Source organism: Thioclava sp. F36-6, assembly GCF_002020305.1.
Lineage (GTDB): Bacteria > Pseudomonadota > Alphaproteobacteria > Rhodobacterales > Rhodobacteraceae > Thioclava > Thioclava sediminum.
On sequence record NZ_MPZX01000001.1, the window covers coordinates 977226 to 999549 of the forward strand.

At 63.7% G+C, this 22324-nt stretch carries 18 protein-coding genes; 8 read left to right on the forward strand and 10 right to left on the reverse strand.

The window, feature by feature from the left end:
- Nucleotides 1-253 precede the first annotated feature (253 nt).
- The 4 genes from BMI88_RS04445 to BMI88_RS04460 are packed head-to-tail and all read left to right on the forward strand — an operon-like array spanning nt 254 to nt 6927.
- Nucleotides 254-1969 carry an HlyD family efflux transporter periplasmic adaptor subunit gene (locus BMI88_RS04445; RefSeq protein ID WP_146673469.1) on the forward strand — a complete coding sequence of 572 codons (1716 nt, stop codon included), beginning with the start codon at nt 254-256 and terminating at the stop codon, nt 1967-1969.
- A 1-nt stretch (nt 1970) separates the two neighbouring features.
- The gene (locus BMI88_RS04450) at nt 1971-4121 is read left to right on the forward strand and encodes a hypothetical protein (RefSeq protein WP_078546402.1); all 2151 of its coding nucleotides are present in this window, start codon (nt 1971-1973) and stop codon (nt 4119-4121) included.
- On the forward strand, nt 4114-6108 hold the full coding sequence (locus BMI88_RS04455) for a preprotein translocase subunit SecA (RefSeq protein WP_078546404.1): 1995 nt from the start codon (nt 4114-4116) through the stop codon (nt 6106-6108). The genes BMI88_RS04450 and BMI88_RS04455 overlap by 8 nt, the downstream gene beginning before the upstream one ends.
- A gap of 12 nt (nt 6109-6120) precedes the next feature.
- A complete protein-coding gene (locus tag BMI88_RS04460; protein WP_078546406.1) occupies nt 6121-6927 on the forward strand; it encodes an efflux RND transporter periplasmic adaptor subunit in 807 nt (268 codons plus the stop codon).
- Nucleotides 6928-6981: 54 nt separating this feature from the next.
- Here the strand turns inward: BMI88_RS04460 and BMI88_RS04465 are convergent, their stop codons facing one another.
- The 5 genes from BMI88_RS04465 to BMI88_RS04485 form a co-directional block, all read right to left on the reverse strand.
- A complete protein-coding gene (locus BMI88_RS04465; RefSeq protein ID WP_143593777.1) occupies nt 6982-7257 on the reverse strand; it encodes a hypothetical protein in 276 nt (91 codons plus the stop codon).
- 268 nt (nt 7258-7525) lie between these two features.
- Nucleotides 7526-8437, reverse strand: coding sequence for a glycosyl hydrolase (locus BMI88_RS04470; protein WP_108722301.1), 912 nt, complete (start codon nt 8435-8437; stop codon nt 7526-7528).
- Nucleotides 8438-8469: 32 nt separating this feature from the next.
- The gene (locus BMI88_RS04475; protein ID WP_246831838.1) at nt 8470-10179 is read right to left on the reverse strand and encodes a glycosyltransferase; all 1710 of its coding nucleotides are present in this window, start codon (nt 10177-10179) and stop codon (nt 8470-8472) included.
- 101 nt (nt 10180-10280) lie between these two features.
- Nucleotides 10281-11333 carry a UDP-glucuronic acid decarboxylase family protein gene (locus BMI88_RS04480; protein ID WP_078546410.1) on the reverse strand — a complete coding sequence of 351 codons (1053 nt, stop codon included), beginning with the start codon at nt 11331-11333 and terminating at the stop codon, nt 10281-10283.
- Between the two features lie 315 nt (nt 11334-11648).
- Nucleotides 11649-12080, reverse strand: coding sequence for an autoinducer binding domain-containing protein (locus BMI88_RS04485; RefSeq protein ID WP_078546411.1), 432 nt, complete (start codon nt 12078-12080; stop codon nt 11649-11651).
- Nucleotides 12081-12206: 126 nt separating this feature from the next.
- Between BMI88_RS04485 and BMI88_RS04490 the strand changes: the two genes are divergently transcribed.
- Nucleotides 12207-12782, forward strand: a complete 576-nt coding sequence (locus BMI88_RS04490) for a LuxR C-terminal-related transcriptional regulator (RefSeq protein WP_168173940.1) — start codon at nt 12207-12209, stop codon at nt 12780-12782.
- A gap of 73 nt (nt 12783-12855) precedes the next feature.
- Nucleotides 12856-13521: an acyl-homoserine-lactone synthase gene (locus BMI88_RS04495; RefSeq protein WP_078546415.1), complete on the forward strand. Its 666-nt coding sequence runs from the start codon at nt 12856-12858 to the stop codon at nt 13519-13521.
- A 102-nt stretch (nt 13522-13623) separates the two neighbouring features.
- Here the strand turns inward: BMI88_RS04495 and BMI88_RS04500 are convergent, their stop codons facing one another.
- The 4 genes from BMI88_RS04500 to BMI88_RS04515 form a co-directional block, all read right to left on the reverse strand.
- Entirely contained in the window at nt 13624-14055 is a 432-nt protein-coding gene (locus BMI88_RS04500; protein ID WP_075776036.1) for a universal stress protein, read from the reverse strand.
- Nucleotides 14052-16667, reverse strand: coding sequence for a TRAP transporter permease (locus BMI88_RS04505; protein ID WP_108722302.1), 2616 nt, complete (start codon nt 16665-16667; stop codon nt 14052-14054). The genes BMI88_RS04500 and BMI88_RS04505 overlap by 4 nt, the downstream gene beginning before the upstream one ends.
- Nucleotides 16668-16775: 108 nt before the next feature.
- Nucleotides 16776-17750: a TAXI family TRAP transporter solute-binding subunit gene (locus BMI88_RS04510; protein WP_078519556.1), complete on the reverse strand. Its 975-nt coding sequence runs from the start codon at nt 17748-17750 to the stop codon at nt 16776-16778.
- Nucleotides 17751-17807: 57 nt separating this feature from the next.
- Nucleotides 17808-18671 carry a MurR/RpiR family transcriptional regulator gene (locus BMI88_RS04515; RefSeq protein WP_232621726.1) on the reverse strand — a complete coding sequence of 288 codons (864 nt, stop codon included), beginning with the start codon at nt 18669-18671 and terminating at the stop codon, nt 17808-17810.
- 141 nt (nt 18672-18812) lie between these two features.
- On the opposite strand from BMI88_RS04515, the gene BMI88_RS04520 reads away from it, so the two are divergent.
- Complete coding sequence (locus BMI88_RS04520) at nt 18813-20135, forward strand: aspartate aminotransferase family protein (protein ID WP_078546419.1); 1323 nt, start codon at nt 18813-18815, stop codon at nt 20133-20135.
- The gene (locus BMI88_RS04525; RefSeq protein ID WP_078546421.1) at nt 20132-20884 is read left to right on the forward strand and encodes a 3-keto-5-aminohexanoate cleavage protein; all 753 of its coding nucleotides are present in this window, start codon (nt 20132-20134) and stop codon (nt 20882-20884) included. The genes BMI88_RS04520 and BMI88_RS04525 overlap by 4 nt, the downstream gene beginning before the upstream one ends.
- Here the strand turns inward: BMI88_RS04525 and BMI88_RS04530 are convergent.
- The gene (locus BMI88_RS04530; RefSeq protein WP_078546423.1) at nt 20881-22305 is read right to left on the reverse strand and encodes a dihydrolipoyl dehydrogenase; all 1425 of its coding nucleotides are present in this window, start codon (nt 22303-22305) and stop codon (nt 20881-20883) included. The two genes, BMI88_RS04525 and BMI88_RS04530, sit on opposite strands and share 4 nt — an antisense overlap.
- Nucleotides 22306-22324 lie beyond the last annotated feature (19 nt).

Genomic DNA, 22324 nt, shown 5'->3' on the forward strand with positions numbered 1-22324 from the left:
TTTCTTGATGGAATCATGAACTGCTCGTTTACTTCGGGTAAGGGAGCGTTTTTGGCCGTTAAATCGGCACTTTCAGGGACATAGACGAACGGGAAGGGCGCTGGGGAGCACCCTCGAGGGAGCAATTTTGCAGCAACACGCAGGGACAGCGTCTGGCGAGGCGACGGGCTCGGTATTTCTGGATTCCGAAACGCTCGGCAGACTGAAAGCAGGGACAGACCGCGCGCAGGTATCGCAGGCTTGGTTGGCCGCGATGGCCCGACAGGTGACAGGTCTGGAACAAGGGTTGGTGGTGCTGGCCGGGATCGGGCGCAGCCGGTTCGAACCCGCTGCGGTCTGGCCAGAGAATGCGAAACCGAAACGCGAACTGATGGCAGCCATCGACGGCGCGATCCATGCCGAGCGCATGGTGATCGAGACGCTGAGCGAAGGCGGCGCGGCCATCGCGGTGCCGATCCGCATGGAGGGCCATCTGCGCGGTGCGGCGGCGATCCAGATCGGCACGCATCCCGACGCGCGCACCGACCTTGCGATCGATCAGCTGCAATGGGGCTCGGGCTGGCTCGAAGCGTTTTTGCGCCGCAAGCAGGGCGGCTCGGGCGACAGCCTCGCCTCGGTGATCGAACTGCTCGCGACCAGCCTGCATTACGACCGCTTCACCGAAGCCGCGACGGCGGTGGCCTCGGAACTTGCGGGCGTTCTGAATTGCGAACTGGTCGCGATCGGCCTGACCCGCGGGCGCCACGCGCGGGTGCGGGCGCTGTCGAATTCCGCGAGCTTTGGCAAGCGGTCCAACCTCGTGCGCGCCATCGAGGCCGCGATGGACGAGGCGATCGACCAGCAGGCGGTGCTGAGCTATCCGCCGCCCGAGGACGGGAGCGAGCGGGTGCTGCGCGCCCATGCCGCGCTGTCGGAAACCGAGGGCGGGGCGACGCTCTGCACGGTGCCGCTGACCGAGGACAAGAAGCTGGTCGGCGCGCTGGTGCTGGAACGCCCGGCGGGCGAGCCGTTCGGGCGCGATACGATCCAGATGGCGGAATATGCGGGCGTGCTGCTCGGCCCCGTTCTGGCGATCAAGCGGCGCGAGGACCGCTGGCTGCCCGCGAAGACATGGGATGCGAGCGTCAATACGTTCAAGGCGCTGTTCGGCCCCAATCATGCGGCGCTGAAACTGGCCGCGATTGCGCTGGTGGCTCTGCTGGCCTTCGCGTGGTTCGCCAAGGGCATGTATCGCGTGACCGCCGATGCGACCATCGAGGGCCGTATCCAGCGCGCGATCTCGGCTCCGATCGAGGGTTATCTGGCCGAGGCCGATGCGCGCGCGGGCGATATCGTGAAGGCGGGCGAGGTGATGGCCAAGCTCGACGACCGCGATCTGCGGCTCGAGCGGCTGAAATGGGAAAGCCAGAAGTCCAAGCAGACCCGCGAATATTCGCAAGCCATGGCCAAGCGCGAACGCGCCAAGGCGCTGATCCTGCAAAGCCAAATCGAACAGGCGGATGCGCAGATCGAACTGCTCGATCAGGAGATCGGGCGGATGGTGATCAAGGCGCCCTTCGACGGGGTCGTGGTCTCGGGCGATCTGACGCAGGCGCTGGGTGCGCCGATCGAGCGCGGCGACGTTCTGTTCCAGGTCGCCCCCCTCGATGATTACCGCGTGATGCTGCGTGTGGACGAGCGCGACGTGAAGGATGTGAAAGCAGGCGAGAGCGGCGCGCTCATTCTGGCCTCGCTGCCCGACACGCCTATCGAAGTGCAGGTCGACCGGATCACGCCGATCTCCAATGCCGAAGCGGGGGCGAACAAGTTCCTCGTCGAGGCCTCCGTGACCGACGGGCCGATCGATGCGCTGCGTCCGGGCATGGAAGGGGTCGCCAAGATCGAGGTCGAGGAACACCGCCTCGTCTGGATCTGGACCCGGCGGATCGTTCTCTGGGTGCGCATGACGCTCTGGTCCTGGTGGCCGTGACATGGCCACCTCGCTCTTCTCTCCGTCCTGGTATCGGGTGAAGGATCTCAAACCGCGCCTGCGTAGACATGTCGCGATCCATCGGCACGATTATCGCGGGCGCGTCTGGTTCGTGGTTCAGGACATCGCGACGGGGCGCTTCCATCGCATCTCGCCGGCTGCGTGGCGGCTGGTCGGGCTGATGAACGGAAAGCGCACGATGGACGAGCTGTGGAATACCACCAACGAGCAGCTTGGCGAGAAGGCCCCCACGCAGGACGAGGCGATCCGGCTGATGGGGCAGTTGCACGCAGCCGACGCGCTGATCTGCGACGTGCCGCCCGACGGGCGTGAGCTGTTCCGCCGCTACCAGCGCCACCAGTCGATGCAGATCAAGCAGAAGATCTGGTCGCCTCTGGCTATCCGCATCCCGATCTGGGACCCGGACGCGTTTCTCACCCGCACCATGCCCTTCGTGCGGCCCTTCTTCACCCGCACCTTCGCGGTGATCTGGGTGCTGGTCGTGCTCGCGGGCTTCATCTTCGCCGCGATCAATTTCGGCGCGATCACCGACAATATCGCGGACCGGGTGCTGACGCCGAAGAACCTTTTCGTGCTGTGGCTGGTCTATCCGGTGGTGAAGGCGTTTCACGAATTGGGCCACGGATACGCAGTGAAGAAGAACGGCGGCGAGGTCCATGAGATCGGGATCATGCTGCTGGTTCTGGTGCCCGTGCCCTATGTCGACGCCTCGGCAGCCTCAGCCCTGCGCGACAAGTATCAGCGGATGCTGGTCGGCGGGATCGGGATCATGGTGGAGCTGTTCCTCGCCTCGATCGCGCTTTTCGTCTGGCTCAATGCCGAGACCGGCGCGGCCCATGCGGTCGCCTATAACGTGATGCTGATCGGGGGCGTCTCGACGCTTCTGTTCAATGGCAACCCGCTCTTGCGCTTCGACGGTTATTACGTCTTCGCCGATTGGCTGGAGATCCCCAATCTCGGCCAGCGCGCGAACCGCTACTACGCCTATCTCGCGCAGAAATATCTCTTTGGGATGAAGGAGGCGGAGCCCGTCACCTCGCTGCCCGCCGAGAAGCGCTGGTTCCTGTTCTACGGGATCGCCGCCTTCATCTATCGCCTCTTCATCATGTTCGCGATCATCACCTATATCGCCGGCCGCTTCTTCTTCATCGGCGTGCTCCTGGCGGCCTGGGCGATCACGACGCAGATCCTCGTGCCCATAGGCAAATCCATGTCCTTTCTGTCTTCCAGCCCGAAACTCCGCTCCAACAGGCCGCGTGCGGTCCTTGTGACAAGCGCGATCCTTGTCGCGCTCTTCGTGATCCTGTTCGTCCTGCCTGCGCCGTATCGTTCCGTCGTCAGCGGCGTGACGTGGCCCTCCGAGCAGGCGCAGGTGCGCGTCGGCACGAGCGGCTTCGTGACCGAGGTGCCGGTCGCGACCTATGACGCGGTGCAGCCGGGCGAGGTGATGATCAAGCTCGACGATCCGCTTCTGAGCGCGCGGCTTGATGTGCTGGACTCGCAACTGGCGGGGTTGGAGCTGCAGCGTCAGGCGGCGGTGCGCACTGACCGGGTCGAGGCCGAGATGATCGCGGCGGAGATTTCCGCGACCCGCGAGGACCGCAACCGGCTCGCCCAGCAACTCGACGAATTGTCGATCCGCGCACCGCGCGCGGGTCTGGCCGTGGTGCCCAATGGCGAGGATCTGCAGGGAAGGTTCGCCAAACGCGGACAGGTGATCTCCTACGTTCTGACCGAGGAAGACACGGCGGCTCTGCGCGTCGTGGTCGGTCAGGACGATGTCGATCTGGTGCGCAACGCGACGGGCCGCGTCGATGTGATGCCGGTAGAATATGGCGGGCAGAGCTATCCCGCGACCATCGTGCGCGAAGTGCCCGGCGGCATCCGCGACCTGCCGACGCCCGCGCTGGGGCTGCAGGGTGGCGGCACGGTTCCGGTCGACCCGGGTGACACCAAGGGGCTGCGCACGCTGCAGCGGGTCTTCGAGTTCGAGCTGGAAATGGCCCCCGATGCGGCGCTGCCGCTTTTGGGGCGGCGCGTCGAGGTGCGCTTCTCGCATGGGACCCTGCCGATCGGATTTCAGGCCTATCGCGCGCTGCGCCAGCTGTTCCTGAGGCTCTACGATGTCTGAGATGCTCGTCCAGCGCCCCGGTCTGCTGACTGCCTTCTACCCCGAGCGCGAGGATGAACGCCTCGGCACGCTCGACCGGGTGATGGCGAGCGCGGTGGGGCGGGTGTCGCAGTTCTTCTCGATCAAATCGGCGGCGGGCGCGGGCTTTTTGCGGCGTGTCGCGAAGGAGGAGAAGACGCTGGCGAAGCTGGAGGCGCATGCCTTCAACGCGGCCCGCGTCGAGGTGGCGCAGAAGTTGCGGGTAAAGGGGCTGCGCGCCGATCTCGTGGCCCGCGCCTTCGCGTTGGTGCGCATCCAGTCCGAACGCTCGCTGCAGATGCGCCCCTTCGACGTCCAGCTTCTGGGCGGGCGCGCGATGCTGCGCGGGCGGATCGCCGAGATGGACACAGGCGAAGGCAAAACGCTGACCGCGACGCTGCCTGCCGCGATCATGGCGCTCTCGGGCGTGCCGGTGCATATTGTGACGGTGAACGATTTCCTTGCCGCGCGCGATGCGGAATGGATGGGGCCGCTCTATCGGGCGTTGGGTCTCAGCGTCGGCGTTATCATCGAAGGGCTGAGCCCCGAGGAACGTCAGGCGGCCTATGCCTGCGACATTTGTTACTGCACGAACAAGCAGTTGGCCTTCGATTACCTCAAGGACCGGCTGGTGCTGGAAGGCGAGACCCGCGCGCTGCATATGGCGCTGGAGGGGCTGTCGAAGACCGATCCGAAACGGCAGAGGCTGCTGATGCGCGGGCTGTGCTACGCGATCGTGGACGAGGCGGATAGCGTGCTGGTCGACGAGGCGCGCACGCCGCTGATCATCACCCGGGCCGGCGATCATTCGGGGCTGGAGCAGACCTATCAGCGCGCCGTCGAGATCGGTCGCAAGCTGACGCGTCCGCGCGATTTCACGGTGCGCGAGAAGGAATGGAAGGTCGAACTGACGGACCTCGGTAAAGCGCGTCTGCGCCAGCTAAGCGCGCATTTCGGCGGCGTCTGGGCCACCGAAATTCACCGCGAGGAACTGGCGCGGCAGGCGCTCTCGGCGCTGCATCTCTATCACCGCGACAAGCATTACATCGTCGATGAGGCGGGCGTTCAGATCGTCGACGAATATACCGGCCGCGTGATGTCCGACCGCTCGTGGGAGCGCGGGCTGCACCAGATGATCGAGGTTAAAGAGGGGTGCGAGATTACGGGTCGGCAGGAGACGCTGATCCGGATTTCTTACCAACGCTTCTTCCGCCGCTACCTGACGCTGGCGGGCATGACCGGGACGGCAGCCGAGGTCTCGGGCGAGCTGCGCGCGGTCTACCGGCTGCGCACGAAACGCATCCCGACGAACCGCCGCTCGCGCCGCAAGAACCTCGGTGAGCGCCATTACGCGACCGCCGATCAGAAATGGCGCGCAGTTCTGGCCGAGGCCAAGCGCGTCCATATGACGGGCCGCCCGATCCTGATCGGCACGCAATCCATCGCCGCCTCGGAAGAGATCAGCGCGCTCCTGACAGAAGAGGGGCTGACGCATCGCGTGCTCAACGCCCGCGAGACCGAGCACGAGGCCCATATCATCGCCGAAGCGGGCGGTCATGGGCGGATCACGGTCGCGACCAACATGGCCGGGCGCGGCACCGACATTCGCATCGATCAGCAGATGCGCGACCTCGGCGGGTTGCATGTCATCGCGACCGGTCGCCACGATGCGCGCCGCATCGACCGTCAGCTGTTCGGGCGCTGCGGACGGCAGGGCGATCCGGGCAGCTTCGTCACCTTCGTCTCGCTCGACGACGATCTGCTGCGGGTCTTCTACGGAACCCGACTTTCCGGGCTGACCCGCATGTTTTCAAGCGGGAAGGGGCGCGTGCCGTGGCTGATCGGCGCGCCCGTGACCCGGCTTGCGCAACGCGCGACCGAAGCGCGCCATTCCGGCGTGCGCAAGGCGCTTCTGCGCGCCGACGACAATCTCGAAGACCTGCTCGCCTTCAGCGGCAGGGGCAACTGAAAGGGACCACCCATGCGGCTTACTTCCATCACCCTCCTTCTCGCCCTCGGTCCCGGCGCGGCGCTCGCGCAGGATCAGGAGCGCTTCGATTGCCTGATCGATCCGGGGCAGGTGCTCGAGATCGGCTCGGCGGTGGACGGGGTGATCGATCAGGTCTTCGTCTCGCGCGGGGATACGGTGACGAAGGGCGACCCGATCGCGAAGCTGGAATCCAAGGCCGAAGAGGCGCAGCTGACCTATGCCAAGGAGCGTGCGCAGGATGAGGGGCCGATCGACATCGCGCGTTCCAAAGTCGCGCTGCTGCAAAAGGCCGCCGACCGTGCGACCGAGATGGGCAAGCGCAACGTGATGGCCGATGCGCAGGTGCAGGAGGCCCAGACCAATGCCGAAGTGGCCCAGTTGGAGCTGCGCTCGGCCCAAATGGACCAACATTTGGCGAAACTCGATCTGCAGAGGGTGGAGGCGCAGCTGGCGCGGCGTGAGATCCGCTCGCCGATCGACGGGCTGGTGATCACGCGGATGATGGGGCCGGGCGAATATGTCTATTCGCAAGCGCCGATCGCGCAGCTCGCGCAGATCGATCCGCTGCATGTCGAGGTCTTCCTGCCGACGTCGATGTATGACCGCGTCAAGAAGGATCAGGTGTTGAAGGTCTATCCCGCAGCGCCCGTGGGCGGCGAGTATGACGCAACGGTGAGCGTCGTCGACAAGGTTTTCGATGCGGCGTCGGACACGTTCGGGGTGCGCCTCGCGCTGCCCAATCCCGAGGGCAAGCTGCCCGCCGGGATCGACTGCACCGTGGGCTTCCCCGCCGAATGAGCGTGACGTGGCCCTGTCGCGGCAGGGCCATCACTTAAAGCGCAGGGGCGGCGTTCAGCGCTGGAAGCAGCTTGCTTTCTTGCCGAAGCCTGCGGGCGAACAAATCCATTTGCCCTTGCCGATGAACCTGGTCTGCACGACGCGCGGCGTGGCTTGCGCTTTGCTGGTACGCCCGGCGAGCCAGTCAAATTTTGCGCCGCCCTGACCGGCGGTGCTTTTGGCGGAAACACGGATCGGTTTGAGGTCCAGCATGCCAGCTTGTTGCGCATGGGCGCTGCTCAGCGGGGCTGCAAAGATCAGGCCGGCCACGACAAGGCGGGCCGCTTTCACGGATAAAAACGTCATCGGAACTGTAATCCTGTCTGCTCACGTTGCGGTCTGACCCCTCCCGTCTGCGCGGAAGAGGGCCGATTGCGTCCTCGTGCCAGCAGGATTGGTCGATCTCAGCCTACGGGTCAAGTTGGTAGGTGACGTGGCGGGAAGCAGGCGGATTTGTGGCGAAATGCAAAGAGGCTGCGCGAGAGAAATTCCCGCGCAGCTTCAATGTCTTGTCTAGCAGTGGTGTTGTAGGCGAAAAATCGCCACTACCTATGGTGGCTCAGGTCAGAACTTGGTTCTTGATTCGCCAATCCGGCGCGCCGAAGCCTTCGGGCCACGGGTAAACCTCGCGCTGGTTGAAGTAACTGACACCGACGAGGCTCGGATAGTCCGGCAATTCCTGACGCACCCGGTCGCGCCACATCGAGACATAGGACTGGTTTCCGACATAGCCGAGCTCGGCCACTGCCACCGGTTTGCCATAGGTTGCAGCCCGCGCGTAGCGAGGCGCGAAGATGTCGTCGAAGGTCTGATCGCGCCCGAACTTGGCCTGGTCCCAAGCCTGCAGCCCGAAGACCGTGAGGCCCACGATATCGGCGTAGTCGTCACCCGGGTAATAGTCGCCCATGTTCTCGTCGCCCAGCGGCGACCACATCAGGTTGATCTTCGGCGCCCGGTCGCGGGCGACGTCGGTCATCCGGCGATAGGCCGCGATGTAGTCGTCGGGGTTCCAGTCCGACCAGATGAACTGGCCGGATTTATCGTCCATCTCATGAGCGAAGCGCAGCGTGACCGGGCTTTGCAGCGTCGCCAGCACATCGGCCACCGCGATCATGTTGGCGTCGTATTCGCCCCGCTCGATGCCGCGGCGCAGATATTGCGCCGTGTTGCGCTCCGAGCGCGACCATGTCCAGGGCTCCAGTGTCACCAGAAGCGCGCGGTTTCGTTCGAGCGCGTAGCTGTCGGCGTCGTTCAGCGAGGGAAGGAAAACGTCCTCCCAGGGCAGGAACAGGTGCTCGATCACCACGCCCGAAAGATCCGCAAAGTCACCATCGGGATCATAGACCCCGAACGGCAAGGAGCCGGGCGGCACGCTGACATCCGCAGCGAACGCCGGCCGCGCCGATACTGTCAGTCCCAACGCCGCGGCACCGGCCATCATCTCGCGACGGGTCATCAAATCATTAGCCATGTCAGTCTCCTCCTTTTCAGTGCGAAGCCCCGTCACTTCCAGCTCGGTTTGACGTGGAACTTCGCTTGTCCCGGAGCGCCCATGCCGGCCCCCGAGACGATGTATTCGACCTTTGCGAGCTGAACCGATTTCAGCCCGATCATGAGCGCGTAGACGCTTTCGCCGCCGCGGAGCCAAAGGGCTCCGAAGCTGAGCGAGACGATGACGCTCAGCGTGCCCATCTGAACCGCCATATCGCGCGGCCAGCCGCGCCAATCGATCTGAACGCGGCGCGCACGCGCGCCGAAGATCACACTCAGCAAGACGAAATAGAACGCGGCGTTGAACATGGAGAGGAGGTAAAACCCGCGCGCCTCGATGACGTTGTCCACCAGAAGAACCGGCAGCAAGGCCCCCAGAGCCAGTCCACCGTAAACGGCGATGATCCGCTCCGGCAGCATCGTCGAGGCCGCTTCGCCTTTCGGCGTGATCCGGAAATCGACGAACTTGCCCGACAGCCGGTCATAGACGGCCATCACGCATCCCCAGAGCACCCAAGGCCATTGCATCATCACGAAGAGTGCTTTCTCCCACGCGATGATCTTGGCGTCGTGCGGACGGAAGAACTGATCGCGCCGCAGCATGAAGGCGAATATCAGCGTCACCGTGCCTGCGGGCAGCACATGTCCGATAAAGGCGGGATAGGTCACGTCGGCAAAGCGCATGTCGAAGCTGATGGCGATGATCGGGGCGACATACATCATCGACATCGAGAGCGCGAAGAAGACATACCAGCTTTGGCAGAGCACGAAGAGGAACTTCAGCCGCCACGGCATCTTGCCGACATAGTCCGGCATGTAGCGCAGAAGCAGGCTCAGCAGCGAGCGCGACCACTGGAACTCCTGCGTGATCAGGTCGGTCACAGTCGCCGGGCCATCGCCGATCGCAATCGCATCTATCGCGTGAACGCCGCGCCAGCCCGCCGCGTTCATCAGGAGCGTGGTCGAGTGATCTTCCGCGAGTTCGGGACCAAGACCGCCAGCTTCCTTCAGCGCGGAGGTGCGCACAGCGTAATGAGAGCCGATGCACATCGGCGCGAATACTGCAGTGTAGCCCGCTTGAAAAACTCCGTGGAAGGCTGCTTCGAAATAGAGCCGCGTGCGCGCGGCCCAGCTTTCCTTGGCATTGGACGCACAGATCGACGGCGCACTGACATACCCCACCGCCTCATCGGCGAAGGGGCGCAACATTTCGCGCAGGTATCCCGGTTGCGGGACGTGATCGGCGTCCAGCTGGCTTACGATGTCATAATCGCGATAGCCCCAGTGGTCGTAGAAATAGGCGAGGTTACCTTCCTTGCAGCGGGTCCGCCGCGGCCATTCCTGCCGGTGGTAGTCCGCGATGCCGTGGCGGCTGGAGATCTTCACGCCGTGGATCTTGCACCATGCGCGCGTCTCGGGCGAGGGCGCCTCGTCGGCGAGCCACGTGTCATGCGGATAGTCCTGCGCGAGCATCGCCTCCAATGTCCGACGAACGACCGAAAAGGGTTCGGACGGAGTTTTCGTCGTGATCATCGCGACGCGCCACCGACCCGGCTCCGGAAGGGGCGACGAGGGGCGGACCGCCTGCAGGAAGATCACGAAGAAGTAGATCTGCATTGCCAGAAGCCAGATCAGCACACCCGTGAGTATCAAATAGGGAACCGTCGCAAGGATATGCGACGGTGTCAGCCACCAGCTCCAGAAATAGACCGTCGCGAGCATCCACAGCGCAAACAGCACCCGATAGCGCAGTGCCTGCCTCGGTGTGAGGATGGGCGCGAGGTGTCCGGCCTCGATCGCAGCGCGTATGTCGGGGCGCTGGATCATTCGGCGGCCGTTGCGGTTATCGGGGCGGTTGCGGTTTCAACGCCCGCTATCTCCGCCCGGAAATAGGCGATGGTCGGCACGAGGCCGCTGCGCAGCGCGATCTCCGGACGCCAGCCCAGCCGGGTCTCGGCGCGGGTGATGTCGGGGCAGCGTTGCATCGGATCGTCGAGCGGCAGATCCGATACGACGAGCGGCGCCCGGCTCTCGCACATGTCGCGCACGATATGGGCCAGCTCGGCGACGGTATATTCGCCCGGATTGCCCAGATTGACCGGCTCGTGGCCGACCGTCTCGCTTTCCATCAGAGCGACCAGGCCGCTGATCAGATCGTCGACATAGCACAGCGAGCGCGTCTGCGTGCCGCCGCCATAGAGTTCAAGCGGCGTGCCGCGGATCGCTCGCGTCACGAAATTCGAGATCACGCGCCCATCCTCGGGGTCCATCCGCGGCCCGTAGGTGTTGAAAATCCGCGCGATGCGGGTGTCGATGCCGCGACAGGCCTGAAGGTCATGGAACAGCGTCTCTGCCGCGCGTTTGCCTTCGTCGTAGCAGGCGCGGGGCCCGGTGGTGTTCACCCGGCCGCGATAGTCTTCGCGCTGGGGCGAGATGTCCGGGTCGCCATAGACCTCGGAGGTCGAGGCTTGCAGGATGCGTGCGCCGGTCCGCTCGGCCAGGCTGAGAAGGTTCATCGACCCAGCGACGCAGGTCTGGAACGTGTGCAGCGGATCGAGCTGATATTTCGGCGGCGAGGCCGCGCAGGCGAGATTGTAGATCCGATCGATCTCGCCATGCATCTGCAGCGGAGCGATGACGTCATGCCTGAGGAAGGTGAAATCGGGATGCCCCATCAGATGGGCGATGTTCTTTGTCCGCCCGGTCAGCAGGTTGTCGATGCAGATCACCGAGTGACCGGCCTCGATCAGCCGGTCGCACAGATGCGACCCCAGAAACCCGGCCCCTCCGGCAACGAGACAGCGCAGCTGCCCTTTATGCCGGCGCGGCGGCGCCCAAGAGATATCTTGCGTCTCGAAACGTGGCAGATGCGTCATGTTCTCCCCCCACAGAAGAACGGCAACGACTGCCCAGTCCGGTTTGAGGTCAACTTAATCGCTCTGGGCCGGACCAGGCCCGTCGATCCCGATTACAGATATTTCAAAAGGGTAGGGGGCGATTTTCGGGCCGATCAAGCGAAAGCAAAGCATTTCGACCGAAATTCGGAAGGCCGAAAAAAATCGACCTTCCGATAGATGAAGTTTGCACGCTAAGGTTGAGTTCGGCGCTGCCGGTTCGACTTCTCGTCTTCGCGCCTATCCCTTGATTCGACTTGGACAATCGAGCCGAGAGAAGGGCAAAAGCGCCTTTTCTCAGAGGTCCGACAGGCCCGCCGTCAGGTTGTGCAGGCGCCGGGTCTTCTCAAGCAGGTCCTGCGCTTCGTCCTCGGAGAAGGGGGCGCTGGACCGGGTGAACCCCGAAATCGAGCGCGAGCCGTTCTCCAGCACTGCGCAGGTCAGGCCATTATAAAGTCCGTGGGATTTCGCACCTTTCAGAACCCCCTTGGGGTCGTCAAGATCTTCCCACCGCACGATACCCACATGCTGCAAGCCCCACAGGACGACAGGGTCGTCCATCATCATGCCCTTTTCGCTATATTCGTCGATCCACGGCTCGGGATATGTGCGATACAGGATGTTCGGGCGGGTGAAGCGGATATGCAGGGCAAATGCGAAACCGGTGTCGCAGGTTTGCCCGAGGTCCTCTAGCAGGCTGGCGATTTCCTTGCGGTTTGCTGTTTCCATCACGGGAATTCGTCTTTAGGTTGTTGGTACAAGGCTGCAGCGACGCGTGCGACGGTAGGCTGCGACCGCAGTGAGTGCAAGTGAATTGACCATCAGAATATGGAACTGAGGGATTGCGAAAAGCGATTGAATGAAATCGCCCCGGCCGGGTTTTACCTCGCGCTCAGGGTTGGATATGCATTTCCCGAAGCCGAACTCAACCGTTTGAACAGCGACTGGGTCGACATGTACACCCAGCATGGACTGGTCGTGCAGGACCCTTCGATGCACTGGGTCTACCACAATGTCGGTTACGTGCGCTGGGTCGACCTGAAGGACGATCCCCGAGACGTCGTCGGCATGGCTCGACGGATGGGGCTGACCTACGCCGCCACGATCTCTTACAACACGCCAAGCGATGCCGGGCGCCGCAGCCACGCGGTCCTGTTCCGGTCGGATCGCGATTTCACCGATGCCGAGCTTCATGAAGCTTTCGATATGCTCAAGGCCTTGCATGTCGACGCCTCGCAGCGCTCGCTCACGGATGCCGAAATCGAGGCGATCCGCTTCCGCGCCGACGGGCTTTTGATCAAACAGATCGCCGCGGAACTCGCAATTTCCGAAAGCGGCGTGAAAGCGCGGCTGTCTTCTGCGAGCCGAAAACTGGGGGCGCGGAATGCGATTGAAATGCTCGCAATCGCGACTTCAAGGCGACTGATCTAGGTTTATACAACCTAAAAGAGTGAATTTTTCACAAATTCGTGGTTTCGATGGAGCTATCCAGAAGGAGGCTCCAATGCAAAACTGCACTTTCGAATTCTCGCAACTTCACCGCTTCGGCACCGCTTTTTACGACTTCCTGCGCCTGCGCAAGGAGGTCTTCGTCGACACGCTCGGTTGGGACGTGCCGCATAATGACGAAGTAGAAATGGATCAATACGATACGCCTCTGGCGCATTACTCGCTCGTGCTGAAAGACGGGCAGGTGGTGGGCGGGGCAAGGGTCATGTCGACCGCGGCGATCTGGGGCGGCAATACCTACATGCTGCGCGACGCGCATCTGGGGAAACTGCCGCATATCCCGCCGGAAATCCTGCCGACCGAAATCGCGAGCGAGAGGGTCTGGGAATGCACGCGGCTCGTGATTTCCGACGCGCTCACCACGCAGGCGGAACGCTCGACCTGTCTGCGGCTCATCGTCGACGGGCTGGTGGAGCGCGCGAAGGAGCGCGGCGCGGACGAGTTGATCTGCCTCTCCTCGCTCGCCCTGATGCGCGCGCTGCGCCAGCTTGGCTACGATGTGAGCCGGATGGGCCCGACCTATCGCAACGACGAGGATGGGCGCCAATACGCGGCGCTGCGGATGCCTGCGGAATATTCCACGCAGCGGCGTCGTGAAATGGCCGAAGCCTGTGTGATCGCAGCTCAGTCGGCCCCGCGCCAGTTGCACACCGCCGCCTGATCTAGGGCAGCCTGTTCCGGGGCCGCCTGATCCGGGCTCCGATAGAAAAAGGGCGCGCCCATCGTCCGGGCGCGCCCTTAGCTTTCGGCGTCGGTCGCGTGCTTAGCGCACGACGAAGACGCAGCAATTCGAGTGTCGCACGACCCGCGCGGCGTTCGGACCGAGCAGGTAATCGCTGAGATCGGGGCGATGCGCCCCGAGCACGATCATGTCCGCGCCGTCCTTTTCGGCCAGCGACAGGATCTCGTGATAGGCGGTGCCGACGCCCACGATGTGGCGCACCTTCGCGTTCACCTCGGGCCCGACCACCTCGGCGACGAAGTCATGCAGCAGCTCGCGCGCATGCTCCTTCGCTTTCGCGGTGTGATCGTCCGAGAAGAAGGCCCCGACCACCGCCGAGCCGTAATCGGGCACCACGGTGATCACGTCGAGCTGGGCGTCTTCCATCTTGGCCAGCCGCGCCGCCCATTCGAGCACTTTGCGCTCGGTCTTGGGGCGGTTCATGTCGATCGCGCAGAGAATGGTATTGGTCATGCCGGCTCTCCTTCAGCAAAGGCTGCGTCATCGTCTTCCTTGCGCCGATTTTGCAGGAAAGCGATGAGCGCGAGAAGGGCGAAGGCGGGGATGAACATCAGCTCTTTCGGAAGCTGATCGTTCGGCACCTTCACGTTGGACAGGGTGACGGGATTGTCGCCGTAGAAGTCGAAGCCCTGCAGTTTGGTCTGCAGCTCCGTGCCGAACATCGGCTCGTCCGCGACCATCTTGCCGTCCGTCTCGGTGAAGCTCAGGCCGAGCTTGTCGAGCCGGTCCTGACCCGTCGCGCCCTCGGGCACCTTGACCAGCACCGTCATGTCCTTCGGATCGCCCGTCGTGTAATCGGGCCCCGAGAAGACCAGCCGCAACTCGCGACCGACCGGCGCCTTGTCGAGACGCTGCGTGATATTGGCAGGCGGCACCTCGTTATAGGGCGGCTCGATCATGTTCATGAAATAGCCGGGACGGAACAGGGTGAACGCGATCAGCAGCAGCGCCACCGTCTCCCAGATTTTCGAACGGGTGATGAACCAGCCCATCGTGCCTGCGGTGAACACGAGGATGCCGATCGTCGCCACGATGAAGACGAAGATTGCTTGATACCAGGTCACGTCGATCAGCAGCAGGTCCGTGTTGAAGATGAACACGAAGGGCAGGGCGACTGTGCGCAGCGAATAGAAGAAGGCGGTGAAGCCCGTCTTGATCGCATCGCCGCCAGAGACCGCCGCCGCCGCGAAGGAGGCTAGCCCCACCGGTGGCGTCACATCGGCCATGATGCCGAAGTAGAACACGAACAGGTGGACCGCGATCAGCGGCACCACGAGGCCCGATTGCGCGCCCAGATGGACGACCACGCCCACCATCAGCGAGCTGACGACGATGTAGTTCGCCGTGGTCGGCAGGCCCATCCCGAGGATCAGCGACAGGATCGCCACGAAGATCAGCATCAGGATCAGGTTGCCGCCCGAGAGGAACTCGACGAAATCGGCCATGACCTGACCGATCCCGGTCAGCGAGACGGTGCCCACGATGATCCCGGCGGTGGCCGTGGCCAGACCGATCCCGATCATGTTGCGCGCGCCATCGATCATGCCGCCGATCAGGTCGAGAACGCCTTCACGGAAGCGGCTCATGGGCGCACTCTCGCCGCGGAACATCGCCTTGAGCGGTTTCTGCGTGAGCAGGATGAAGAACAGCAGGAACGAGGCCCAGAAGGCCGACAGGCCCGGCGACTTGCGCTCGATCATCAGGAAATAGACCAGCACGACGATCGGCAGCAGGTAGTAGAGGCCCGCCTTGTAGATGTCCTTGATCTCGGGAAGCTTCACGATCTCCGAATTCGGATCGTCCGGCTCCAGATCGGGGGCTTTCGCAGCGACCCAGACGAGCCCGAGATAGACCACGACGACGAGCAGTGCGAGAACCCAGGCCGCGCCCTCGGGCACCATCGAAGTGATGAGGCGCACGGGGAATTGCGTTGCGTAGCACAGGGCCGCGAAGCCCGCGAAGAAGGCGAACATGCCAAAGGCGGTACGCCAGACCGAGACCACGCGGTCGCCGATCGTCGGCATCCGGTTTTTCACCGCCTCCAGATGCACGATGTAGAACAGTGCGATGTAGGAGATGATCGCCGGGATGAAGGCGTGTTTGATGACCTCCAGATAGGAGATGCCGACATATTCCACCATCAGGAAGGCGGCGGCACCCATCACCGGGGGCATGATCTGGCCGTTGACCGAAGAGGCCACCTCGACCGAGCCTGCCTTCTCTGCCGAGAAGCCCACGCGCTTCATCAGCGGAATGGTGAAGGTGCCGGTGGTGACCACGTTCGCGATCGACGAGCCCGAGATCAGGCCGGTCGCGGCAGAGCCCACGACGGCGGCTTTTGCCGGGCCGCCACGCAGGTGGCCGAGCGCGCCGAAGGCCATCTGGATGAAGTAGTTGCCCGCGCCCGCTTTCTCGAGAAGCGCGCCGAACAACACGAAGAGAAAGACGAACTTGGTCGAGACGCCAAGCGCGATGCCGAATACCCCCTCGGAGGTGATCCACATATGCGACATGGCCTTGCGAAGGCTCGCGCCGGCCCAGCGGATCTGTTCGGGGAAGAACTCGGACGAGCCGAAGAAGACGTAGCACAGGAACACGATCGCCAGCAGGACCATGATCGGCCCGAGCGTGCGATAGGCTGCGATGAAGAGGAAGATGATGCCGAGGACCGAGATATAGGCGTCCTGCATATCCGCGAGCCCGCCATTGTCGACGATCTTCTGGTAGAAGAAATAGCCGTACATCGAGAGCAGCGCACCGCCCACCGCGAGGATCCAGTCATACCACGGCACATGGTCCTTGGGTGAGGATTTGAACAGCGGATAGGCCATCGCCGAGAGGAAGATGGCATAGGCCAGATGGATCTGGCGGGCGTTGTTGATCAGGTCGCCCGGCAGCACATACGGCCCGATGGGCGAGGCCAGAAGCACCTGGAAGATCGACCAGCTCAGCGCCACAACGGCGACCATGAGCCCGACCCATCCCTTGGGGCTGCGTGCCCCGCTGTCAGAAGCTTGGACGAGCTCCTGTAATTCCTGTTCGTTCAAGGCGCGATTTTCCGCCATCGTTCCCCCTAGCGGCCCACAGGGCCGTCCGCCTGTTCCGGCATGATCTTAAAGCTGAAACTAAAAAAGGCGGGCACGCAAGCGCGCCCGCCCAGTTATACGCAGGGCTTATTTAATCCAGCCCTGCTCCTTATAGTACTTCAGAGCGCCCGGATGGATCGGAGCGGAGATGCCCTTGGTGACCATCTCTTCCGGCGTCAGATGCGCGAAAGCCGGGTGCAGCTTCTTGAACTCGTCGAAGTTGTCGAAGACCGACTTCACCAGAGCGTAGACGACATCATCGGGCTCATCGGCCGAGGTCACGAGGGTCGCGCGCACACCGAAGGTCTGCGTGTCGTCGGGGTTGCCGCGATACATGCCGCCCGGAATGGTGGCTTTCGCGTAGTAGGGGTTGTCGGCGACCAGCTTGTCGACCGCGTCACCCGTCACGTTGACGAGGGTCGCGTCGCACGAGGTGGTGGCTTCCTGGATCGAACCGGAGGGGTGACCTACGGTGTAGACCATCGCGTCGATCTGGTTGTCGCAGAGCGCTTTCGACTGCTCGGCGGCCTTCAGCTCGGTTGCGAGCGCGAAGTCCGAGGTTTTCCAGCCCATCGCGTCCATCAGCACTTCCATCGTGCCGCGCTGACCCGAACCGGGGTTGCCGATGTTCACGCGCTTGCCCTTGAGGTCGGCGAAGTTCTTGATGCCGCTATCGGCACGCGCGACGACGGTGAAGGGCTCGGGGTGGATCGAGAACACGGCGCGCAGCTTCTCGAACGGACCCTGATCGGAGAACTTCGAGTCGCCCTTGTAGGCGTGGTACTGCCAGTCCGACTGGGCGATGCCGAAGTCCAGCTCGCCCGAACGGATGGTGTTGATGTTGTAGACCGAACCGCCGGTGGATTCGACCGAGCAACGCACGCCGGTTTCTTTGTGGCTCTTGTTCATCAGGCGGCAGATCGCGCCACCGGTCGGGTAGTAAACGCCGGTCACACCGCCGGTCCCGATGGTGATGAAGGTCTCGTCGGCTGCGTTCGCCGCGGGCGCGAACAGCGCACCGGCGACGGCCGCGATGGCCCCGAGTTTGAAGAACTTTTTCATTGAGTAACTCCCGTTGGTCGTTTTTGGGTCTCGGTTCAAAGATACGGTCCGCTTCGGTCAGCGCGCATAGACTTCGTCGAGAAGCCTGTTGCGCCGTTCGACCTCGGCGATCCGTTCGGTTGCGCGGGGTCCCGCGCGCTTCGCCACCAGCGCCAGAATTGCTTCGAGCAAGAACAGCGTGGCGACGTAACTCGTGTAGAAATGCGGGCTGTCGGTGGGCACGATGAAGGTCTCATCGGCCGCGTGCAGCGCCGGACAGCTGCGACTGTCGGTAATCAGTGCGACATAGGCGCCCTGTTCATGGGCATGGATCGCGCTGCGGATGGTGGAGCGCGCGAAGGGCGGCTTGGTGATCACCAGAACCGCGTCGCGCTCATCGAGCCCGGCAAGCGTGGCGCCCAGCGACGAGCCCGCCCGTGCGCCCAGCTCCCAGTTATCGCCGAGGAAATTGGCGATATAGGCGGTGTATTCCGCGATCCCCGTCGAACCGAGCGCACCCAGAAGCACCACCCGGCGCGCGGCGGCGAGCTTGTCGGCCACGGCCTCAAGGCGTCCCGGCTCGATCGCGGCGGTCAGGGCTGCGATATTGTCCTGCGTCGCCGCGGCATAACGGTTGAGGAAGCTGCTCTGCGGATCGACGGCATCCTTCTGCAGCCGATCGGCGCGGTCTGCGAAGGGGGAGACACGGCGACCGATCTGGTCGCGCATGGTCTCGCGCAGCTCTTCGAAATTCTCGTATTCGAGCGCATGGGCGAGGCGGGTGAAGGTCGCGGGTGCAAGGTTCGATTCGCTCGCCAGCGTGCGCAGCGAACGGGTGGCGATGCTCACCGGGTTGTCTGCGATATAGTCTCCCGCCTCACGCAAGCGCGCGGAAAGGTTGCCATATTGCGCAGCCAATCGCTGTTCGAAACTGCCGGACAATGCTCCTCCCCAGGTTCCATCACCAGTTATCGCGTTGAGGTGACCGTTTCAATTGTTTCATATATTGTCAATGCGTAAAACATATGTTTCATGGGGTAATCAGCGATCCTCACGCATTCTTGTCCCGAAGGAGGGACCGATATGAGTCACGTATTCCCCCGCCACACGAAGTCCAATCCGCCCTTGGCGGTAAAGGGCGACGGTATCTACATTCTCGATGCCAACGGGAAGCGATATCTCGATGGGTCCGGGGGCGCGGCGGTGTCCTGCCTCGGTCACTCTGACGCTGACGTGACTGCGGCGATCAAGGCTCAGATCGACAATATCGCCTTCGCGCACACGAGTTTCTTCACCTCCGAACCCGCCGAACGGCTGGCAGATCGCCTCATCGCTCACGCGCCGGGGAGCTTGGATCGCGTCTATTTCACGTCCGGGGGATCGGAGGCGGTGGAGAGCGCGCTGAAGATGGCGCGGCAGTATTTCGTCGAGAAGGGCGAGCCGAGCCGGTCGCATTTCATCGCGCGCCGCCAGTCCTATCACGGCAACACGCTGGGCGCGCTGGCCGCTGGCGGCAATGCGTGGCGCCGGGAGAAGTTCAACCCGCTGCTGATCGACGTGAGCCACATAGCACCCGTGCATGAATACCGCTGGCGCGAGGAAGGCGAGACCGCCGAGGAATACGGTCTGCGCGTCGCCAATGAGCTGGAGGCCGAGATTCAGCGCCTCGGGGCGGAGAACGTGATCGGCTTCATCGCCGAGCCGGTCGTCGGCGCCACGATGGGCGCGGTGCCGCCGGTGAAGGGCTATTTCAAGCGCATCCGCGAGATCTGCGACCAATACGGCATCCTGCTGATCCTCGACGAGGTGATGTGCGGGATGGGCCGGACCGGCACGCTGTTCGCCTGCGAGCAGGATGGGATCGCGCCCGATATCGTCACCATCGCGAAGGGGCTCGGTGCGGGCTACCAGCCCATCGGGGCGGCGCTCTGCACCTCCGAGATTTACGACGCCTTCTTCAACGGCTCGGGCTTCTTCCAGCACGGCCACACCTATATCGGCCACCCGACCGCGACCGCCGCGGGCGATGCCGTGGTCAAGAAGCTGACCGAGGGCGGACTGGTCGCGCGGGCGGCGCAGCAGGGCGAAGTGCTCGACGCGGCGCTGCGCGAGGCCTTCGGTCAGCATCCGCATATCGGCGACATCCGCGGGCGCGGCATGTTCCGCGGGCTGGAAATCGTGGCCGACCGTGCCACGAAAGAGCCGATGGACCCGGCCAAGGCAATCAACAAGAAGCTCAAGGCGGCGGCTTTCGAGGCCGGGCTCGTCTGCTATCCGATGGGGGGCACGATCGACGGCCAGCGCGGCGACCACATCCTGCTCGCGCCGCCCTTCATCATCACCGACGACCAGATCGGGGAATTGGTGGACAAGCTCGGCACCGCGATCCGCGAGGTTCTCGGGTGAGCCTGCCGCATATCATGGTCGCGCCGAACGGGGCGACCAAGACGAAGACCGATCACCCGGCGCTGCCGATCACCTTGGACGAGATTGCGCAGACCGCGCTGGCCTGCCGCGACGCCGGGGCAGGGGCGCTGCATCTGCATCTGCGCGACGACGCGGGCGGGCATCTGCTCGATAGTGGCGCCTATGCCGAGGCGCTGGCTCATCTGCGCCCGCTTCTGGGCCAGATGGCGATCCAGATCACCACCGAGGCCGCAGGGCGCTACGAACCGGGGCATCAGCGCTATGTCGCGTTGAACTCGGGCGCGCAGATGGTCTCGGTCTCGGCGCGCGAGATGCTGCGCGACCACGAATTGCAGGCAATACGGTTTTACGAAGAGGCAGCGGAACGTGGGATCGCGATCCAACATATCCTCTATTCCCGCGAGGATGCCGAGGCGCTGGTGCATGTACTGCCGGATCGCCTGCTGCGCGATCCCGGGCTGCAACTGATCTTCGTGATGGGTCGCTATGTTGCGGGGCAGGTCTCGACGCCCGCGATGCTCGATCCGTTCCTCGACTGGATGCAGGCCGAGGCGATTACCCCCGACTGGGCGATTTGCGCCTTCGGCTCGGGCGAGACCGACTGCCTTCGCAATGCGCTCGCCAAGGGCGGCAAGGCGCGGGTCGGGTTCGAGAACTCGCTGGTGATGGCGGACGGCACCACCGCGCCCGACAACGCCGCGCGCGTGGCCGAGATCGCAGCCCTTTAGTCGAGTGCCGGATGCCCTTTCTCGGGGCAATCGGAGAGGTCCGACCGGTCTTCCTCGGGAAGCTGCTTGGAAATTTCGCGCAGCGCGCTGCGCAGCCCTTCCTCCATCACCGGGTGATAGAAGGGCATCGCCAGCATGTCGAAAACGCTCATGCCCGACTGGATCGCGAGGCCGAAAAGATGCGCGAAATGCTCGCCCTCGGGCAGCGCCATCTCGCAGCCCAGCAGCTTGCCGGTTTCGGGCTCGGCATAGACGCGGAGCATGCCATACGCCTCTTCGGCCAGCCGGGCGCGCGATTGCGTCGCGAAATCCGCGCTGCCGATCAGAATGTCCTGCCCGTCCAGATCCTTGAAGCTCTGCCCCACGCGCACCGCATTGGGCGCGCTGAAGGCGATGGCCATCGAGGTCCGGCGGCTATAGCATCGCGGGGCGTCGGCTACGGCGTTGCGCCCCGCGATATGCCCTTCGTCCGAGGCCTCGTGCAAAATCGGACGAATGGCATTCGCGTCGCCTGTCAGAAAGACCGGCAGATCGCCGATCCGGGTAGTGGTGGCGTCGACCTCGGGCATCCCGTGATCGTCGAGCGGCACGCCCAGCGTCTCCAGCCCGAGCCCCGCGATATTGGGGCGGCGTCCCATCGCGGCGAGCACGGCATCGGCCTCGAATTCCGCGCCGTCTGCGCCTTTCACGATGAGGCTGCCTGCGTTGCCTTCGGAAATCTCCGCAGGCGCGCCCAGATGCAGCGGCAGCTCCGCCGCGATGGCGTCGCGCAAGACCGCTGCGACCTCCGGGTCGGTCATGCCGGCGACGCTTTCCAGCGCATCGAAACCCGCGACCTCGATCCCCATCCGGGCCATCGCCTGTGCCAGCTCCACGCCGATCGCGCCCATGCCGATCACCGCGATCCGCTTGGGCAGATCGTCGAGAGTGAATAGCGTGTCGGTGGTCAGGATACGCTCGCCAAAGGTCTTCCAAGGCCCCGGCAGCACCGGCGACGAGCCCGTCGCGAGGATGATCGCATCGGCGGTCACCTCGCCATGGCCTTCGATCTCGATCCGGTTCGGACCGAGGAGAGTCGCGCGGCCCGAGATCGCCTTGTCGCCAAGGGCTTTGGGGACCTTGCGCGGGGATTTAGTGAACCCGTCGCGCATCCGTTTCATCCGTGTCATCACGGCAGGCACGTCGATGTGCAGCGCCTCGGCGCCGGAAATCCCGAAGGCCTCGAAATCGTGGCGGCGGTGGAAGGCGTTGGCGGCTTCGATCAGCGCCTTGGAGGGCATGCAGCCGCTTTCGGCGCAGGTCGTGCCCCAATGGCCGTCGTTGACGATCAGGAAGTCATCGGTCGCATGGCGCACTTCGCGCAGGGCAGACAGTCCGGCCGAGCCAGAGCCGATGATAACGACGCGCGCGTGCTGTGACATGAAACCTCCGCTGATCTGT

Excerpts from the sequence above, each read along its gene's own strand:
- BMI88_RS04455 (WP_078546404.1), top strand. The coding sequence starts at position 4,114 with ATGTCTGAGATGCTCGTCCAGCGCCCCGGTCTGCTGACTGCCTTCTAC.
- BMI88_RS04530 (WP_078546423.1), bottom strand. The coding sequence starts at position 22,305 with ATGTCACAGCACGCGCGCGTCGTTATCATCGGCTCTGGCTCGGCCGGA.
- BMI88_RS04505 (WP_108722302.1), bottom strand. The coding sequence starts at position 16,667 with ATGGCGGAAAATCGCGCCTTGAACGAACAGGAATTACAGGAGCTCGTC.
- BMI88_RS04475 (WP_246831838.1), bottom strand. The coding sequence starts at position 10,179 with ATGCTCGCGACGGTCTATTTCTGGAGCTGGTGGCTGACACCGTCGCAT.
- BMI88_RS04510 (WP_078519556.1), bottom strand. The coding sequence starts at position 17,750 with ATGAAAAAGTTCTTCAAACTCGGGGCCATCGCGGCCGTCGCCGGTGCG.
- BMI88_RS04450 (WP_078546402.1), top strand. The coding sequence starts at position 1,971 with ATGGCCACCTCGCTCTTCTCTCCGTCCTGGTATCGGGTGAAGGATCTC.
- BMI88_RS04445 (WP_146673469.1), top strand. The coding sequence starts at position 254 with ATGGCCCGACAGGTGACAGGTCTGGAACAAGGGTTGGTGGTGCTGGCC.
- BMI88_RS04460 (WP_078546406.1), top strand. The coding sequence starts at position 6,121 with ATGCGGCTTACTTCCATCACCCTCCTTCTCGCCCTCGGTCCCGGCGCG.
- BMI88_RS04485 (WP_078546411.1), bottom strand. The coding sequence starts at position 12,080 with ATGGAAACAGCAAACCGCAAGGAAATCGCCAGCCTGCTAGAGGACCTC.
- BMI88_RS04520 (WP_078546419.1), top strand. The coding sequence starts at position 18,813 with ATGAGTCACGTATTCCCCCGCCACACGAAGTCCAATCCGCCCTTGGCG.
- BMI88_RS04495 (WP_078546415.1), top strand. The coding sequence starts at position 12,856 with ATGCAAAACTGCACTTTCGAATTCTCGCAACTTCACCGCTTCGGCACC.
- BMI88_RS04470 (WP_108722301.1), bottom strand. The coding sequence starts at position 8,437 with ATGGCTAATGATTTGATGACCCGTCGCGAGATGATGGCCGGTGCCGCG.
- BMI88_RS04500 (WP_075776036.1), bottom strand. The coding sequence starts at position 14,055 with ATGACCAATACCATTCTCTGCGCGATCGACATGAACCGCCCCAAGACC.
- BMI88_RS04480 (WP_078546410.1), bottom strand. The coding sequence starts at position 11,333 with ATGACGCATCTGCCACGTTTCGAGACGCAAGATATCTCTTGGGCGCCG.